The organism is Microbacterium laevaniformans, assembly GCF_016907555.1.
In the GTDB taxonomy this organism is placed as follows: domain Bacteria; phylum Actinomycetota; class Actinomycetes; order Actinomycetales; family Microbacteriaceae; genus Microbacterium; species Microbacterium laevaniformans.
The window spans coordinates 687820-704595 of the sequence record NZ_JAFBCE010000001.1 but is presented as its reverse complement, the minus strand read 5'-3'; the positions used below and the strand labels follow the sequence as shown (position 1 = coordinate 704595).

Here is a 16776-nt window from a genome sequence, read left to right as displayed (position 1 = left end):
CGGCGATACTCACTCCTGGGCGAGAGCAGCGATCGCTCGCTCTGCGACGTCCGGTGCGATCTGACCCGCGTTGACGTGCACGCGGATCAGGTTCGTCCCGTCGCTGGCGAGAACGTCATCGCCCATCGGGGATGCCGTGGCGAGGAACCAGAGGTCGCCGGCGGTCACGTGTCAGCGCGCGGCGGGACGGCGCACGCTACGGGACAACGATCTGATCACGCCCATGCCGCCGACGGCATACGAGGCCGTCCACGAAGAACGTGGCTCAGGCGGTGACGACCTGCGCCGTGCCGATCGGGGCGTCGGGGCCCATCTCGTCGGCGATGCGGTTGGCTTCTTCGATCAGAGTGGCGACGATCTCGGCCTCGGGAACGGTCTTGATCACCTCGCCCTTGACGAAGATCTGGCCCTTGCCGTTGCCCGAGGCGACGCCCAGATCGGCTTCCCGCGCCTCACCCGGTCCGTTGACGACGCATCCCATCACAGCGACGCGCAGGGGCACCGTCATGTCCTTGAGACCCTCGGTGACGTCGTTGGCGAGCGTGTACACGTCCACCTGCGCACGGCCGCACGACGGGCACGACACGATCTCGAGCTTGCGCTCGCGGAGGTTCAGCGACTGCAGGATCTGGTGGCCGACCTTGACCTCTTCCGCCGGCGGCGCCGACAGCGAGACGCGGATCGTGTCACCGATGCCCTCGCCCAGAAGGATGCCGAAGGCGGTGGCGCTCTTGATCGTGCCCTGGAACGCAGGACCTGCCTCGGTCACACCGAGGTGCAGGGGCCAGTCGCCCCGCTCGGCGAGCATGCGGTACGCCTTCACCATCACGACCGGGTCGTTGTGCTTCACCGAGATCTTGAAGTCGTGGAAGTCATGCTCTTCGAACAGCGACGCCTCCCAGACCGCACTCTCCACGAGCGCCTCCGGGGTCGCCTTGCCGTACTTCTCGAGCAGCCGCTTGTCGAGCGAGCCGGCGTTCACCCCGATGCGCAGCGACACACCGGCATCCTTCGCCGCCTTCGCGATGGCGCCGACCTGGTCGTCGAACTTGCGGATGTTGCCCGGGTTCACCCGCACCGCGCCGCACCCGGCGTCGATCGCCTGGAAGACGTACTTAGGCTGGAAGTGGATGTCCGCGATGACGGGGATCTGACTCTTCTTCGCGATGATGTGCAGCACATCGGCGTCGTCCTGGCTGGGCACGGCCACGCGCACGATCTCGCAGCCGGATGCCGTCAGCTCGGCGATCTGCTGGAGGGTCGCGTTGATGTTCGTCGTCGGCGTCGTGGTCATCGACTGCACGCTCACGGGGGCGTCGCCACCGACGAGCACCTTCCCGACCTTGATCTGACGGCTCTTGCGGCGGGGGGCGAGGACGTCCGGCACGCGCGGCATCCCGATGTTCACTGCTGGCACTGCACCAGACTACGCCGCGCACACTGCGCGGGGGCTGCGCGGTGATCGTCATCGCTCGTTCTGATATCGTGACCGCATGTTCGCGAACACCTCCTGGTGGCCCACCCGCTGAGGCGGTGTGCTCGCGACCCACGACACAGACCGCCCTCGAGGCGGTCTTTTCGTTCCCGGACGAATGCAGCCCGCCCGACCTGAAGAAAGGCCCGGCGATGACCCCGAGCCCCTCCCCGCTGGAGTCCGTGCTGCGCGCGGAACGTCCGTTCGCCCTGATCGCCCGGGATGCCGGCACCGTCGAGCTCCTCGTCGGCGAGGTGGTCGACGTCCCCCTGCTGTCCGACATCCCGCTGACGGATGCGACGGGCACCCCGCGAGAGGTGCTGGCGCTCGTGCCCTATCGGCAGGTCGTCGAGCGGGGCTTCGCGTGCCACGACGACGGCGCGCCGCTGCGCTGTCTCGTGGTCGACGAGCACGTGACAGTCGAGCGCGCCGCGCTGCTGTCGACGCTGCCGTCCGAGACCATTCCGCTGGCCGACGCCGGATTCGACGTCAGCGATGACGAGTATGCGACGATCGTCCGCCGCGTCATCGCCGACGAGATCGGCCGCGGCGAAGGCGCGAACTTCGTCATCCGCCGTGACTTCACGGCATCCGTCGACACCGACGCGGTCACCGCGGGACTCACCTGGTTCCGCGCCCTGCTGGAGCACGAACGCGGCGCCTACTGGACCTTCCTCGTGTCCACGCCCGGTCATCTCGCGGTCGGCGCGAGCCCGGAGGCCCACGTCAGCGCGCGGCGCGACGGCGCGACGATCGCGGGCACCAGCGTCGTCACGATGAACCCGATCTCGGGCACCTTCCGCCACCCCGTCGGAGGAGCCACGGCCGAGACGCTCACCGCGTTCCTGTCGTCGACGAAGGAGACCGAGGAGCTCTTCATGGTCGTCGACGAGGAGCTCAAGATGATGAGCGCCGTCTGCAGCGACGGCGGACGCATCACCGGCCCGCATCTCAAGGAGATGTCGCGGTTGACGCACACCGAGTACATGCTGCGTGGCACGAGCACGATGGACCCGCGGGACATCCTGCGCGAGACGATGTTCGCACCGACGGTCACCGGATCGCCCATGCAGAACGCGTGCACCGTCATCCAGCGGCACGAACGCGAGCCCCGCGGCTACTACTCCGGCGTCGCGGCACTGTTCACCCCCACCGCCGACGGTCGCCACGACCTGGATGCGCCCATCCTCATCCGCACCGCCTACCTGGTCGACGGCACCCTGCGCGTTCCCGTGGGCGCCACGCTCGTGCGCCACTCCGACCCCGAGGGCGAAGTCGGAGAGACCCACGGCAAAGCGGCCGGCGTGCTCGGGGCCATCGGCGCCGTGGCACGCGATGCGGCCCCCGACACGCTCCTCGACGAGGACGCCCCGGCATCGACCGCGCCCCGCCTGGCCGACGATCCGTCGATCGCCGCGCTGCTCGCGGCGCGCAACGAGCGGCTCGCCCCCTTCTGGCTGAACCCGCAGCAGACCGCTGCCGCGGGTCCCCACGTCGGCCGAACGGCGGTGGTGGTGGATGCCGAGGACCGTTTCACCACGATGCTCGCCCACCAGCTGCGTCACCTCGGCTTCGCCACCTCGATCGTGCCCTGGAGCCGTGCCGCGGCGGAAGCCGACGCTCTCGCGGCGGCCGACATCGTCGTCGCGGGACCCGGGCCGGGCGATCCGCGGGACGACGGCAGCGCACGCATCCGCGCCATGCGCGACGCCGTCGCCGCCCGCCTCGACGGCGGTAGGCCCCTCCTGGCGGTCTGTCTGAGCCACCAGATCCTCGCCGACCGGCTCGGCCTGGACCTCGCTCCCCTGGCGACGCCCCATCAGGGCCTGCAGAAGACCGTGGACGTCTTCGGAGAACCATCGTCGATCGGGTTCTACAACACGTTCACGGCCCGCGTGAACCCGGGAACGGCCCGCCTCGGGCGCACGGAGATCTCGGCGGATGGGGCCTCCGGTGACGTCTACGCCCTGCGCGGACCGGGCTACGCCTCGGTGCAGGGGCACCTGGAGTCGATCCTCTCGCGCGACGGCCTCGACACGCTCGAACGACTGGTGTCCTGGGCTCTCGACTGACTCAGCCGAAGATCTTGAGCGGATTCACGATGTCCGCCAGGATCAGGATGCCGCCCATCACGACGATCGCGACGACCACGACGAACGTCACCGGGACGAGCGTGGTCGCATCGACGGGGCGCGGCGGCGGGCGGCGCCACAGCCGGGCCCAGGCGCGCTTCACGCCCTCCCAGAGGGCGATCACCACGTGGCCACCGTCCAGCGGCAGCAGCGGGATGAGGTTGAAGACGAACAGTGCCAGGTTGAGCGAGCCCAACAGCCCGAGAATGGTGGCGACGCGGTTGAGCACCGGCGCATCGGTGGCCGCGGCCTCGCCGGCGAGCCGGCCGACGCCGACCACCGACAGCGGCCCGTTCGGATCGCGCGGAGCCCCGGTGATCATGTCGGACGCCGTCTGGTAGACGCGTGCCGGCAGTTGCCCCATGATGCCGACGACCTGACCGGCCTGCTGCACCGCTGCGGCGGGACCCGCCCACAGCGGCTGGTGCACATAGTCCGTCATCGCGGTCATTCCGACGAAGCCGACGTCGGCGGTGACGGTGGTGCCGTCGGGCCCCGCGATCTGACGTTGCGCGAGCAGCGGTGTGACCTGGAGGGTCTGCTCGACACCGTCGCGGCGGACGACGACGGCGATGGCGCGGTTGGGCGAGGCCTGGATGATCGCCGACGCCTCCTCGAACGTCTGCACCGACGTGCCGTCGACCGACACGATCACGTCACCGGTCTGGATGCCGGCCGCCGCGGCCGGTGAGACGGGATCGTCTGCCGCGCACGCGGTCTGGGTCGATCCTGCCGGCAGCACGCACTGGTTCACCGCGGCGATGGTGGTCGTCGCGGTCTGCACGCCGATGCCGCTGAAGACGATCGCGAACAGGAGCATCGCCAGCAGAAGGTTCATGACCGGGCCACCGAGCATGATGACGATCCGCCGCCACACGGGGAGGGCGTAGAAGGTTCCGGTGCGGTCCACACCGTCGAGGGTCTCCTCGTTGGCGGCCCGCGCATCCTGCACCATCGACGCGAAGAAGCCGGCGCGCGCCCGCGAGGCGGCCGTGGCCGCCACGGTCTGCGGGGCCGGCGGATACATACCCGCCATGGAGATGTAGCCGCCGAGCGGCAGGAGCTTCACGCCGTACTCCGTCTCACCGAACCGGCGAGACCACAGCGTCGGCCCGAGACCCACCATGTAGCGGCCCACTCGCACGCCGAAGAGCTTGGCGGGCACGAGATGCCCGACCTCGTGCAGAGCGATCGATGCCGCGAGCCCCACGACCAGCAGCACGACGCCGACGATGAAGGCGATGAGGGTCACGAGCCAAGAGGCTACCGGTCGCCGCTTTGAGTTTGCTCAGCCCTCGCGCGGCACGCCCCTTTCGGCGCCGGTAGGCTCATCAGGTGCCCCACCGATCGACGAGCCGCCGTGTGCGCGCCCTGCGCGGCACGACCGCAGCGGCGATCGCGACGACGATCGCCTCGACGGGGCACACGTTGGGCGGCGGACAGGCACCCCCGCTGTGGCTGATCGTGGCCGTCACCGTTCTCGCCTCACCCGTCGCCGTCGCTCTCGTCGGCCGACGCCGGAGTCTCCTTCGGACGGCAGCGGCCATCGCGGCGGCGCAGATCGCACTGCACACGATGTTCGCCGTGATCGGACCCGCCTCCCTCCCCGCCGCCGGCACCGGGCACGTGCACGGCGCGCTCTCGATCGGTCCGGCCGTTGCCGGCTCCGGACACTCCGCCGCCCACCTCGGCGTCGGGATGCTGCTCGCCCACGCCCTGGCGGCGGTCGTCACCATCGCGCTCGTGGCCTACGGCGAGCGGCTTGTGGCGGTTCTGGCCCGCGGCATCCGGCGCGTCCTGAACCGTACCCACTCGCCGGCACCGCAGAGCTTCCCGTGGGTCGTCATTCCCTCTCCCGGCCCGCGCGTCGCGCGTGCCGATGCCCACCTGTCCGTTCTCACTCGACGGGGTCCACCGGCGTTCGCACGCTGAGCACCGCCGCACCCGCGGCACCCCGCGGCACCGCCGCACCCGTCATCGCGGCATCCGCCGCGCCACGAACGAACAGAAAGAGCACCCTGATGACTGTCACCCCTGACTCCCGCCGCCGCGCACGCACGATCGCCGGCATCCTCGCCGGCGCCGCCCTCGTGCTTGCGCCCCCCCTCGCCGCATCGGCTCACGTGCACGTCACGCCGGACGCGTCGGATGCCGGGTCGACCACACGCCTCGCGTTCTCGTTCAGCCACGGCTGCGAGGACTCGCCCACCACCGCAGTGAAGATCACCATCCCCCAGGGCATCGACGGCGTGAAGCCGGTGCTCGACGGCGCATGGAAGATCACCCGCGAGCTGAACACGGATGGCATCCCGTCCTCCGTCACGTTCACGGCGATCACGCCGGTCGACTCCGGCGTAGCGGCCTCGGTCGCGCTCGATGTGATCTTCTCGTCGAGCGCCGCGAACACCTCGGTGGCCTTCCCCGTCCTGCAGACGTGCGAAACCGGGTCGACCGACTGGTCGGAGGTCGCCGCCGAGGGGCAGAGCGAAGACGATCTGAAAGCGCCTGCCCCCGTCGTCGCGGTCGGTGCCGTGTCGACCGGCTCTGGCGACCACGGGCATGCGTCGACGACCGACGGCGATGCAGATGCGCACGCCGCCACGACCGCCGCGGCGGCGTCGGATGCCGACCCGGTCGCACGCTGGTTGAGCGGTGGCGCCCTCGCCGCCGCGATCGCAGCGCTCGTCGTCGCGCTGGTGCGTCGACGCCGCGCCTGACGGATACCCGGCTCGTCCTGGCCAGCGGCCCGGTCGCCGCCCGTGCGGCGACCGGGCCGCGTGCCGAAATGAACGAGGTAGCCTGGTCATGGCTCTCGCTCCGGAGTGACGCTGGCAACGGACGACCTGCGTCTCGGCGATCTGTTCGTCGCGCTCCCCGGCCGCAACCATCACGGTGCGCAGTTCGTGGGGGCTGCCGTCGCGGCGGGGGCGGCAGCCGTCATCACCGACCGCGCGGGTGCGGAGCTGTCAGCCGACGCCGGCGTGCCGATCGCCGTGGTGGACGATCCGCGCGGCATCCTCGGCGAGATCTCGGCCTGGATCTACGGCACGGAGCAGAACGTGCCGATCATGCTCGGCGTCACGGGAACGAACGACAAGACGAGCGTCGCACATCTCCTCAAGGCGATTCTGGAGGCGCCCGAGTTCCACGCTCTGCTCGCGCACATGCGCGAGCGCGGAGTGGAGGCGGTGGCCGACGAAGTCAGCGCGCAGGCACTGGCACGTCACCGCGTCGACGGGATCGTCTTCGATGTCGCGGGCTTCACCAACCTCACGCACGACCATCTCGACGACTTCGGCGACATGGGCACCTACCTCCGCGCGAAGCTGCCGCTGTTCACCCCCGAACGCAGTCGTCGGGCGGTGGTGAGCCTCGACTCCGAATACGGCGTCGAGGTCGTCGCGGCAGCGAGGGTTCCCACCACGACGATCATCACCCCGGCCCTGGCCGTGGAGCCGGTCGCGGCGGATTGGACCGTGGACATCGTCGCCGAGCGACAACACGGCACCACTTTCGCTCCTCACGGCCCCGATGGGCAGTTGCTGACGACCACTGTTCCGGTGATCGGCCCGCACATGGCCTCCAACGCGGCGCTCGCCATCGTGATGCTCCGAGAGGCGGGCTACGCGTGGGAGCGGCTGGCCGCGGCCCTCGACGGCCGCCGGATCGAGGCGGCTGTCCCGGGGCGGACACAGCGCGTGTCCGGAGAGAGCGGCCCGGCGGTCTACGTCGACTTCGGCCACTCCCCCGACGCGTTCGAGAAGACACTCGCCGCCGTGCGGCGCATCACCCCGGGACGCGTTCGGATGCTGTTCGGCGCCGACGGCGACCGCGACACGACCAAGAGATTCGATATGGGACGCACTGCCGCGCTCGGCAGCGACATCCTCATCATCACCGATCACCATCCGCGACACGAGAACCCCGACGACATCCGCGCCGAACTGCTCACCGGCGCTCGCGCCGCCGTGTCGGCCACCGAGATCCTCGAGATCTCGCCGCCGGAACGGGCGATCGTCGAGGCGATCTCGCGCGTCGGCGACGGCGACGCGATTCTCTGGGCGGGCCCCGGCCACCAGGACTATCGCGACATCCGAGGCGCTCGTGTGCCGTACTCGGCGCGAGAGCTCGCACGCCGAGCCCTCGCCGCAGCCGGATGGGCCCCGCCGGCACCGTCGTGGGTGGTGCCCTCTACCCGCGGGATTCCACGCCGGACTCCGATCCGACGCGCCCCGCCTGAGACCAGCGACACCCGCAACCCCGCGACGCCCCTTGTGGACTGACCACAAGGGGCGTCCGTCTTTCCGGAGAGTCGATTGTCGGCGGCATCCATGCTCTCTTTGTGGTCTGACCACAAGCGCTACGCTGATCTCAACGACTCGCCCACGGATGGGTGGACGGGCCGCTCCCACGAGGATTTGAGGAAGCGAATCATGACCACCGTCACCCCCTCCGCACAGGACACGCAGCCCGTCGCCTGGAACGGCTTCACCGCCGGCCCGTGGCAGGACGTGATCGATGTGCGCGACTTCATTCAGCGCAACTACACGCCGTACCTCGGCGACGCCTCGTTCCTGACCGGCGCCACGGCCCGCACCACGCGGATCTGGAGCACGCTGTCGGCGATGTTCCCGGTCGAGCGCGAGAAGGGCATCTACGACGTCGACGCGCACACGCCCGCCGGCATCACCGCCCACGGCCCCGGGTACATCGCGAAGGACGACGAGCTCATCGTCGGCCTGCAGACCGACGCGCCGCTGAAGCGCGCGATCATGCCCAACGGCGGCTGGCGCATGGTCGAGGGCGCGCTCGAGACCTACGGCTACGAGGTCGACCAGACCCTCAAGGAGATCTTCACGAGCTACCGCAAGACGCACAACGAGGCCGTCTTCGACGTGTACTCGCCGAACGTCCGCGCCGCGCGCAGCTCGCACGTCATCACCGGACTCCCGGACGCCTACGGCCGCGGCCGCATCATCGGCGACTACCGCCGCGTCGCGCTGTACGGAATCGACCAGCTGATCGCCGCCAAGAAGGTCGACAAGCTCGGTCTGGACACCACGCCGTTCTCGGAAGAGGTCGTCCGCATGCGCGAGGAGCACGCGGAACAGATCCGCGCGCTCGGCGAACTGAAGCAGATGGCAGCGGCGTACGGCTTCGACATCTCCGGGCCGGCGACCACCGCGCGGGAAGCGGTGCAGTGGCTGTACTTCGGCTACCTCGCCGCCGTGAAGGAGCAGAACGGCGCCGCGATGTCGCTCGGACGCACCTCGACGTTCCTCGACGTCTTCATCGAGCGGGACCTGCAGTCGGGCTTGATCACCGAGACCGAGGCGCAGGAGATCATCGACGACTTCGTCATCAAGCTGCGCATCGTCCGCTTCCTGCGCACCCCCGAGTACGACAGCCTGTTCTCCGGCGACCCGACCTGGGTCACCGAGACGATCGGCGGCATGGGCGAGGACGGTCGCCCCCTCGTGACGAAGAACTCCTTCCGGTTCCTGCAGACCCTGTACAACCTGGGTCCGGCGCCCGAGCCGAACATGACCGTGTTCTGGAGCCCCGAGCTGCCGCAGGGGTTCAAGGACTACTGCGCACGGGTGTCCATCGACACGTCGGCGGTGCAGTACGAGTCGGACGAGATCATCCGCCCCGCCTGGGGCGATGACGCCGCGATCGCCTGCTGCGTGAGCCCCATGCGCGTCGGCAAGCAGATGCAGTTCTTCGGTGCGCGCGTGAACCTCGCCAAGACGCTGCTCTACGCGATCAACGGAGGCCGCGACGAGGTCACCGGCAAGCAGGTCTCGCCGGTGACGGCACCCGTCGGCGACGGACCGCTGGACTTCGACGACGTCATGGAACGCTTCGACAAGACGATGGACTGGCTGGCCGAGACCTATGTCGAGGCCCTCAACTGCATCCACTGGTCGCACGACAAGTACGCGTACGAGCGCATCGAGATGGCCCTGCACGACAAGGACGTGCTGCGCACGATGGCCTGCGGAATCGCGGGGCTCTCGGTGGCGGCGGATTCGCTGTCGGCCATCAAGTACGCCACCGTGACCCCGGTGCGCGACGAACGCGGCATCGTGGTGGACTACCTCACCGAGGGCGAGTTCCCGAGCTACGGCAACGACGACGACCGCGCCGACCAGATCGCCGTCGGCTTGGTGGAGAGCTTCATGTCGAAGATCCGCCGTCACCCGATGTACCGGGGCGCCCTGCCCACGCAGTCGGTGCTCACGATCACCTCGAACGTCGTCTACGGCAAGGCGACGGGCAACACGCCCGACGGTCGCCGCGCCGGCGAGCCGTTCGCCCCGGGTGCCAACCCCATGAACGGTCGTGACACGCACGGCATGCTCGCCTCGGCGCTGTCGGTCGCCAAGATCCCCTACGCCCAATCGCAGGACGGCATCTCGCTGACCAACACCGTCGTCCCCAGCGGCCTCGGGCGCACCGTCGGGGAGCAGGTGCGCAACCTCGCCGGTCTGCTCGACGCCTACGTGGGCTCACACGGCTATCACATGAACGTCAACGTGCTGAACCGCGAGACGCTCGAAGATGCCATGGAGCACCCGGAGAACTACCCGCAGCTGACCATCCGGGTCTCCGGCTACGCCGTGAACTTCGTCCGCCTCACACGCGAGCAGCAGCTCGACGTCCTGTCGCGTACGTTCCACGGCTCCATGTGATCCGGATCCTCCGGCAGACGAACCGACACGCAGAGAGAAGCTGAGGACAATGGCCAAGGCGATGCTCCGTCGCCACCCGTGCAACGCGGTGCCGTCCACCCTTCCCGCACTCCCCGATGACGCGGTGCGCCTGGAGGTCCCCCTCCAGGCGCCCGCCCACCGGCGCGCGGGCGCCGGCCTCGACGGGCTCGCGGTCTCGGATGTCGATCGTCATGAGCGACTGACCGCAATGCGCGAGGGCCGGCTCGGCTCCGTGCACTCGTGGGAGCTCGTCACCGCCGTGGACGGGCCGGGAACGCGGCTGACCACGTTCCTCAGCGGATGCCCGCTGCAGTGCCTCTACTGCCACAACCCCGACACCCTCGCGATGAAGGACGGTCAGCCCGTCACGAGCGATGAGCTGCTCACCCGCATCGCGCGCTACACCGCGGTTTTCCAGGCCACCGGGGGCGGCATCACCCTCTCCGGCGGCGAGGTGCTCATGCAGCCCGCCTTCGCAGCACGGATCCTGCGCGGCGCGAAGGAGCTCGGCATCCACACCGCCATCGACACGTCCGGCTACCTCGGCGCCGCGGCATCCGACGCCATGCTCGACGACGTCGACCTCGTCCTTCTGGACGTCAAGAGCGGTGACCCCGAGACCTACCGCGAGGTGACGGGGCGCGAGCTCGAACCCACGCTGGCGTTCGGTCGCCGTCTGGCCGCTCGGCCCGAGGGGCCCGAGGTGTGGATCCGCTTCGTCCTCGTTCCGGGCCTGACCGACGACGTCGACAACGTCGAAGCGGTCGCTGCGTACGCCGCGTCACTCAATGAGATCCGCCCCGAGACGGTCACCCGCGTCGAGGTGCTGCCGTTCCACCAGATGGGCCGAGACAAGTGGGACGCGCTCGGGCGCGACTACCGTCTGGCCGAGACCGAACCCCCCTCCGTCGACCTCGTCGACCGGGTCCGCGAGCAGTTCCGCGCTCACGGCCTGCTCACGTACTGACCTTTTCACCCTACCCCCGGCCGCCGCTTCCCCCGCGGCCGCTCGCCCGGATCGTCCCCCGATCGGGCGCTGACCGGACCGCCCTCCCCATCCTCTGCGGGCGGTCCGGTCCTCTCCGTCGCGCGCGCGGGCGCCTCGCCTCAGCCGGCGGCAATAGCCTCGTCGGCGGCGGCGCGGGCCCAGCCCTCCGCGTCGACCAGCGCCCCGCGTGAGAGCACGGGCGGCGCGTCGTGCGCATCGACGATGCGCTGGACCGTGTCCAGGATGCCGGGAAAGCTCAGGCGTCCCGCGTGGAACGCATCGACCGCCTGTTCGTTGGCCGCATTGAACACGGCGGGGTAGGTCGCGCCGGCGCGCCCCACCTGCTTGGCGAGGGCGACCGCCGGAAAGGCCCCCTCGTCGAGAGGCTCGAAGCTCCACGAGGCCGCCCGGGTCCAATCCAGCGGCACCCCGACGCCGCCCACACGGTGGGGCCAGTCGAGGCCCAACGAGATCGGCAGCCGCATATCGGGCGGCGATGCCTGCGCGATGGTCGATCCGTCGATGAACTCGACCATCGAGTGCACGATCGACTGGGGATGAACGACGACGTCGATGCGGTCGTAATCGACGCCGAACAGCAGGTGGGCTTCGATCACCTCGAGCCCCTTGTTGACCAAGGTCGCCGAGTTGGTGGTGACCACCCGACCCATATCCCAGGTCGGGTGCGCCAGCGCCTGGGTCGGAGTCACGCCCTCGAGTTCGCCGCGGGAGCGACCGCGGAAGGGGCCGCCCGAGGCGGTCAGCACGAGCCTGCGCACCTCGTCGCTCGTGCCGGCGCGCAGGGCCTGCGCGATCGCGGAGTGCTCCGAGTCGACCGGGACGATCTGTCCCGGGGCCGCGATGGCGGTGACCAGATCGCCGCCGACGATGAGCGACTCCTTGTTGGCCAGCGCGAGCGTGCGTCCGGCTTCGAGCGCGGCCAGTGTCGGGCCGAGGCCTACCGATCCGGTGATGCCGTTGAGTACGACGTCGGCATCCACATCCCGCACGAGCTGTTCGGCCTCGTCGGCGCCGAGCGCCGTGTGCTCGACCTGGAACTCGGCCGCCTGCGCGGCGACGCCCGCCGCGTCACTTCCGGCGGCGAGTCCCACCACCTCGAACTGGTCGCGACGGGCGCGGATCACATCCAGAGCCTGGGTGCCGATGGAACCGGTCGAACCGAGGATCAGGATGCGCCGCATGCGGCCAGCCTACCGGCGGGCACTTACTGGGCCGCGGAGGTCTGGGCGCCCAGGATGTCGACGACGAACACCAGGGTCTCGCCCTTGAGGTCGTTCGTGTTGATCTCGCCCTCGCCGTAGCCGTCCGCCGGGGGCATCGTCACGAGCACCTGCGAGCCGACGGTCTGGCCTTCCAGGGCCTTGCGGAAGCCGGGAACGACACCGGTGGTGGTGAAGCTCGTCGGCACGCCGCCCTTGTCCCACGTCGAGTCGAAGGTCTTGCCGTCCGACCAGCGCACGCCGGTGTACTGCACCAGCACCTGGTCGCCGCTCTGGACTGCGGCCCCGTCGCCCTTCTTCAGGGTGGCGATCTGCGTCTCGGTGGGCGGGTTGCCGCCCGGCAGCGTGATCGTGGGCGCTCCGGTGTCGGCCAGCGACACCGTCGGCATCCCCGCCACGGGTGCCTGCTCGGCGCCCCATGCGGCGCTCGGGACGATGCCGAGCAGGTCGACGACGTAGACCTGCGCCGCACCCTGCTCGCTCGCCGGGAACGTCGCGACGACGCGCTCGCCCGGCGCACCGCAGCCGAGAACCTGGCCGAGAGGGCTGGATGCCGAGATCTGCGCGGGAAGCAGCTGCCCGGGCTTGTAGCCGATGTCGCCGAGCTTCTGACCGGTCTCGGCGTCGTAGGCCGTCATGGCGTAGGAGATGAACTGCCCCGCCGTCACGGGCGTACCCGACCCCTTGTCGATGGTCTTGGCCTGCAGGGTGTCGATCTGGATCGGCGCCGTGAACGACAGCGTGGGAGCCACTCCCGCATCCCCGCTGACCGTCACCGCGTCGGCAGCGGCACCCGAGGAGACCTGCGCGTCACAGAGGTCCGCAGCCGGCGCGGCGGTCGGGCTCCCCGACGCGGTGGCGCCGGTGGACCCGGAGCAGCCCGCAAGCAGGATGACGGACACGGCGGCGACGGAAACAGCGACGAGCGGGCGCAGGCGCACGATAGGACCTCACAGATGGAAGACGGATTCACACTCATCCTCCCCTACTTTGTTCTGCGTGCGCTGGGAGCGCCACGCTCCCGCCATGCTCATGGCGGCATGCGATCGGGAGTACCCTCGTCTGGTGACATCCGCAGAGCCCGCCCCCGACGCCGCCGGCGAGCTGCAGCCCCCGGACGGCGCCCATGACGTCACCGGAATCGGCCCCACCTACGTCATCGGCCGGTGGGTCGTGGCCCCGCTCGCGCGGCTGCTGTACCGGCCGCGCATCGAGGGGCGCAAGAACTTCCCCCGCAAGGGTGCGGTCATCCTCGCCAGCAATCATCTGTCGTTCATCGACTCCTTCGTCATTCCGATGGCCGCTCCTCGCCCGGTGCGCTTCCTCGCCAAGTCGAGCTACTTCGACGGTCCGGGGCTGAAGGGATGGTTCTCGCGGCAGTTCTTCTACGCCGTCGGCGCATTCCCCGTTCAGCGCGGGGCGGGCCAGGCGGCCCTCGATGCTCTCGAGCAGCAGCGACGGATGCTGGAGGCGGGGTGGTCGACGGCGCTGTACCCGGAAGGAACGCGCTCGCTGGACGGCCGCCTGTACAAGGGCCGCACCGGTGTCGCATTCCTCGCGCTGCAGACCGGCGCACCCGTGATTCCGGTGGGCCTGGTCGCAACCAACGAGATCATGCCCGTCGGGGCGAAGTTCCCGCGCCTGCGTCCGCGGGTGACGGTGCGCTTCGGCGAGCCGCTCGACCTGTCCCACCACGGCTCCGCCGACTCCGGGCGCGCCCGCCGTCAGGCGACCGACGAGATCATGGCCGCGATCCATGCACTCTCCGGCCAGGAGCTGGCCAACGCGTACAACGAGGCCCCGGCGTCCAATCCCGTCGAACGTCTCAAGCAGGTTCTTCCGCACGAACGCCGCTGACGGCGCCATCCGGGGCCACCGTGACGACGGCGTCGTGACGAACCGGGAAGTTGACCGAGTTCGCGATGAAGCACCACTCGTGCGCCTGCGCGTGAGCGGTCTCTGCAGCGGCGACCATGGCGGCCGTGGCGACCTCGACCCGCGGTCTCAGCACGACCTCGGTGAAGGCGCCGCCCCCTCGACCGTCCTCGGTCATCCGTCCCGTCGCGTCGTCCGTGTAGGACACGACGACGACACCCGCGTGCACACACGCGTGCAGGTAGGACAGCAGATGGCACTCCGACAGCGCGGCCAGCAGCATGTCCTCGGGGTTCCACTTCGAGGGATCGCCGCGGAACGGGCGATCGCTCGAGGCATCCAGCGCGGGCTTGCCGTGGACGGACAGCGTGACCGAGCGGTCGTAGTCGCGATAGCCGCTGGTTCCGGTGCCGCGGTTGCCTGTCCACCGGGCGTGCAGTGCGTAGCGGTGTTCGCCGATCATCCCGCCAGTCTCCCATCCGGATCGCGGTACGCGGCCGCGAGCTCCGCCAGATGCGCGTGCTCCTCGGCCATGCCGGGGTTTGCGACACGCGGATCGTCGGAGCGTCCACGGTGGATCATGTCGTCGAGGTAGCGCCGGTCGGCGTCGAGGCGGGCCAGCGCATCCTCGCACACCGTCCCGTGACCGGGCACGATGACGGCGGCGCGGGCGGCGAGAGGCGCGAGGCGGTCGAGCGCGGCGAGGTATGCCGGCAGGTCATCGGGGAAGAACGGCAGGGGCAGTTCGATGTCGCTGAGCATGTCGCCGACGATCAGCACCCGCCGCTCCGGCAGCCAGAGGGCCGTGTGCCCCGGCGCGTGCCCGTCATGGAAGACAGGTTCGATCTGCACACCGGTCGGCGCACTGTCGGAGGGGAAGCTGTCGCCGATCCCGTCGACCCGCCCCATGAGCTCGACGAGCCACGGCGGTGCGTCCTCGCTCAGCGCTGCGACCAGGTCCGCGCGCTGCGAGACGGCGAGCGCGGCCGTGTCGTGGGAGGCCCACCGCGGGACGTCCCCGAACGCCGGGTGCCACAGCAGATGGTCGTGATGGGCGTGGGTCGCAAACCCCGCGCGCACGTGCAGGTTGCGCACGCCCAGCGTGGCAGCCAGAGCGTCGAGTTCGTCGGCGTCCCACGCGGGATCCACGAGCAGTGCTTCTTCGCCACCGACGATGACGGTGCTCGTGGTGGCCATGCGCCGGCTCGTCGTGACCCAGATGCCGTCGGCGACCTCGTCCAGCTGGCGCATGCCCATCTCCTCGGTGGTCCCAGCCGACCCGTCGCGCAGTGCGCGGCGAAGTAGGCTCTTCTGCGTGTCAGATCCTCTCACCGTGTCCCGTCCCTCCGCACCGTCCGGCACCATCGCGGTCGCCGATGCGGTGGAACTCGCCGTCGTCGAGCGCAGTGGCTTCGTCGAGTCGCGACACGCGGGAGCGGCGATCGTGCTGGACCCCGAGGGTGTGATCCAGCTGAGCCTCGGCGACGTCGACACGCCGATCCTGCCGCGCTCGAGCATGAAGCCGTTGCAGGCGCTCGGCTGCCTGACCGCCGGTGTCACGCTGGAAGGCGAGCAGCTGGCCCTGTCCACCGCCAGCCACAGTGGCACCGACCGACACGCCCGCGTCGTCCGCGAGATCCTCACGACCGCCGGTCTCGGCGAGGACCACCTGCAGTGCCCGCCGGCGTGGCCCGGTGACACCGCCACGCGCGACGAGCTCGTACGCGAGCTCGGACAGCCGGCGCGCGTCCGCATGAACTGCTCCGGCAAGCACGCGACCATGCTGCTGGCCTGCACCGCGAACGGGTGGGACACCGACAGCTATCTCGATCCGCAGCATCCGCTGCAGGTGCATATCCGTGAGGTCATCGAACGCCTCACGGGGACGAAGATCTCCACGACCGCCATCGACGGCTGCGGGGCCCCGGTGTACGCCATGAGCCTGACCGCCCTCGCTCGCGCCGCGCACCGGATCGGCACCGCCTCGGAGCGCTCCCCCTTCGCCCTCCACCGCCTCGCCGGAGCGCTGGTGCGCGCGGTCCGCGAGAACCCGTGGGCGATCGACGGACCGGGGCGGCCGGACACCATCGCGATCGAGCGGCTCGGCGTGTTCGCCAAGGGAGGCGCCGAGGGAATCATGATCATGACGGCACCCAACGGCGCCACGGTCGCACTCAAGACGCTGGACGGCAGCGGCCGGGTGGCGACGGCTGTCGCGATCCGTCTGCTGGAGCGCGTGGGCGCTCTGTCGTCGGCGGACGTCGCCGCGACGCTCGACCAGCTGCCGCTGGAGATCACCGGCGGAGGCCGCGAGGTGGGACGCATCCGCCCCACCGTCTGACCCGGCGCG

15 protein-coding genes are annotated in these 16776 nt (G+C 70.1%); 8 read left to right on the top strand and 7 right to left on the bottom strand.

Annotation, left to right across the window (positions count from 1 at the left end; genetic code table 11):
- Positions 1–9 precede the first annotated feature (9 nt).
- Both JOE53_RS03180 and ispG read right to left on the bottom strand, forming a co-directional pair.
- Positions 10–168, bottom strand: coding sequence for a hypothetical protein (locus tag JOE53_RS03180; protein ID WP_197017292.1), 159 nt, complete (start codon positions 166–168; stop codon positions 10–12).
- Between the two features lie 97 nt (positions 169–265).
- Positions 266–1396 carry a flavodoxin-dependent (E)-4-hydroxy-3-methylbut-2-enyl-diphosphate synthase gene (gene ispG / locus JOE53_RS03175; protein ID WP_036289440.1) on the bottom strand — a complete coding sequence of 377 codons (1131 nt, stop codon included), beginning with the start codon at positions 1394–1396 and terminating at the stop codon, positions 266–268.
- 230 nt (positions 1397–1626) lie between these two features.
- On the opposite strand from ispG, the gene JOE53_RS03170 reads away from it, so the two are divergent.
- Positions 1627–3546, top strand: coding sequence for an anthranilate synthase family protein (locus JOE53_RS03170; protein ID WP_204946771.1), 1920 nt, complete (start codon positions 1627–1629; stop codon positions 3544–3546).
- A gap of 1 nt (position 3547) precedes the next feature.
- Here the strand turns inward: JOE53_RS03170 and JOE53_RS03165 are convergent, their stop codons facing one another.
- Entirely contained in the window at positions 3548–4858 is a 1311-nt protein-coding gene (locus JOE53_RS03165) for a M50 family metallopeptidase (protein WP_036289405.1), read from the bottom strand.
- Between the two features lie 83 nt (positions 4859–4941).
- Between JOE53_RS03165 and JOE53_RS03160 the strand changes: the two genes are divergently transcribed.
- The 5 genes from JOE53_RS03160 to pflA all read left to right on the top strand — a co-directional run bounded on the left by JOE53_RS03160 (position 4942) and on the right by pflA (position 11289).
- A complete protein-coding gene (locus JOE53_RS03160; protein ID WP_271171067.1) occupies positions 4942–5538 on the top strand; it encodes a hypothetical protein in 597 nt (198 codons plus the stop codon).
- Between the two features lie 89 nt (positions 5539–5627).
- Complete coding sequence (locus JOE53_RS03155; RefSeq protein ID WP_204946770.1) at positions 5628–6323, top strand: YcnI family copper-binding membrane protein; 696 nt, start codon at positions 5628–5630, stop codon at positions 6321–6323.
- Between the two features lie 105 nt (positions 6324–6428).
- Positions 6429–7889, top strand: coding sequence for a Mur ligase family protein (locus JOE53_RS03150; protein ID WP_204946769.1), 1461 nt, complete (start codon positions 6429–6431; stop codon positions 7887–7889).
- Between the two features lie 150 nt (positions 7890–8039).
- The gene (pflB, locus tag JOE53_RS03145) at positions 8040–10301 is read left to right on the top strand and encodes a formate C-acetyltransferase (protein ID WP_061682824.1); all 2262 of its coding nucleotides are present in this window, start codon (positions 8040–8042) and stop codon (positions 10299–10301) included.
- Between the two features lie 49 nt (positions 10302–10350).
- Positions 10351–11289: a pyruvate formate-lyase-activating protein gene (gene pflA / locus JOE53_RS03140; RefSeq protein WP_204946768.1), complete on the top strand. Its 939-nt coding sequence runs from the start codon at positions 10351–10353 to the stop codon at positions 11287–11289.
- Between the two features lie 140 nt (positions 11290–11429).
- On the opposite strand, the gene JOE53_RS03135 is transcribed toward pflA, so the two are convergent.
- Together JOE53_RS03135 and JOE53_RS03130 are read right to left on the bottom strand one after the other, a co-directional pair.
- Positions 11430–12512, bottom strand: a complete 1083-nt coding sequence (locus JOE53_RS03135; RefSeq protein WP_204946767.1) for a 1-deoxy-D-xylulose-5-phosphate reductoisomerase — start codon at positions 12510–12512, stop codon at positions 11430–11432.
- Between the two features lie 23 nt (positions 12513–12535).
- The gene (locus JOE53_RS03130; protein ID WP_204946766.1) at positions 12536–13492 is read right to left on the bottom strand and encodes an FKBP-type peptidyl-prolyl cis-trans isomerase; all 957 of its coding nucleotides are present in this window, start codon (positions 13490–13492) and stop codon (positions 12536–12538) included.
- A gap of 85 nt (positions 13493–13577) precedes the next feature.
- On the opposite strand from JOE53_RS03130, the gene JOE53_RS03125 reads away from it, so the two are divergent.
- On the top strand, positions 13578–14408 hold the full coding sequence (locus tag JOE53_RS03125; protein WP_204946765.1) for a lysophospholipid acyltransferase family protein: 831 nt from the start codon (positions 13578–13580) through the stop codon (positions 14406–14408).
- Here JOE53_RS03125 and JOE53_RS03120 read toward each other — a convergent pair.
- Together JOE53_RS03120 and JOE53_RS03115 are read right to left on the bottom strand one after the other, a co-directional pair.
- Positions 14377–14889, bottom strand: a complete 513-nt coding sequence (locus JOE53_RS03120; RefSeq protein ID WP_204946764.1) for an OsmC family protein — start codon at positions 14887–14889, stop codon at positions 14377–14379. The genes JOE53_RS03125 and JOE53_RS03120 overlap by 32 nt on opposite strands.
- Entirely contained in the window at positions 14886–15677 is a 792-nt protein-coding gene (locus tag JOE53_RS03115) for an MBL fold metallo-hydrolase (RefSeq protein WP_204946763.1), read from the bottom strand. The genes JOE53_RS03120 and JOE53_RS03115 overlap by 4 nt, the downstream gene beginning before the upstream one ends.
- A gap of 64 nt (positions 15678–15741) precedes the next feature.
- Between JOE53_RS03115 and JOE53_RS03110 the strand changes: the two genes are divergently transcribed.
- On the top strand, positions 15742–16767 hold the full coding sequence (locus JOE53_RS03110) for an asparaginase (RefSeq protein WP_061682829.1): 1026 nt from the start codon (positions 15742–15744) through the stop codon (positions 16765–16767).
- The last annotated feature ends 9 nt before the right edge of the window (positions 16768–16776 follow it).

Excerpts from the sequence above, each read along its gene's own strand:
- JOE53_RS03120 (WP_204946764.1), bottom strand. The coding sequence starts at position 14,889 with ATGATCGGCGAACACCGCTACGCACTGCACGCCCGGTGGACAGGCAAC.
- JOE53_RS03135 (WP_204946767.1), bottom strand. The coding sequence starts at position 12,512 with ATGCGGCGCATCCTGATCCTCGGTTCGACCGGTTCCATCGGCACCCAG.
- JOE53_RS03155 (WP_204946770.1), top strand. The coding sequence starts at position 5,628 with ATGACTGTCACCCCTGACTCCCGCCGCCGCGCACGCACGATCGCCGGC.
- JOE53_RS03115 (WP_204946763.1), bottom strand. The coding sequence starts at position 15,677 with ATGCGCCAGCTGGACGAGGTCGCCGACGGCATCTGGGTCACGACGAGC.
- pflB (WP_061682824.1), top strand. The coding sequence starts at position 8,040 with ATGACCACCGTCACCCCCTCCGCACAGGACACGCAGCCCGTCGCCTGG.
- pflA (WP_204946768.1), top strand. The coding sequence starts at position 10,351 with ATGGCCAAGGCGATGCTCCGTCGCCACCCGTGCAACGCGGTGCCGTCC.
- ispG (WP_036289440.1), bottom strand. The coding sequence starts at position 1,396 with ATGCCGCGCGTGCCGGACGTCCTCGCCCCCCGCCGCAAGAGCCGTCAG.
- JOE53_RS03125 (WP_204946765.1), top strand. The coding sequence starts at position 13,578 with ATGCTCATGGCGGCATGCGATCGGGAGTACCCTCGTCTGGTGACATCC.
- JOE53_RS03170 (WP_204946771.1), top strand. The coding sequence starts at position 1,627 with ATGACCCCGAGCCCCTCCCCGCTGGAGTCCGTGCTGCGCGCGGAACGT.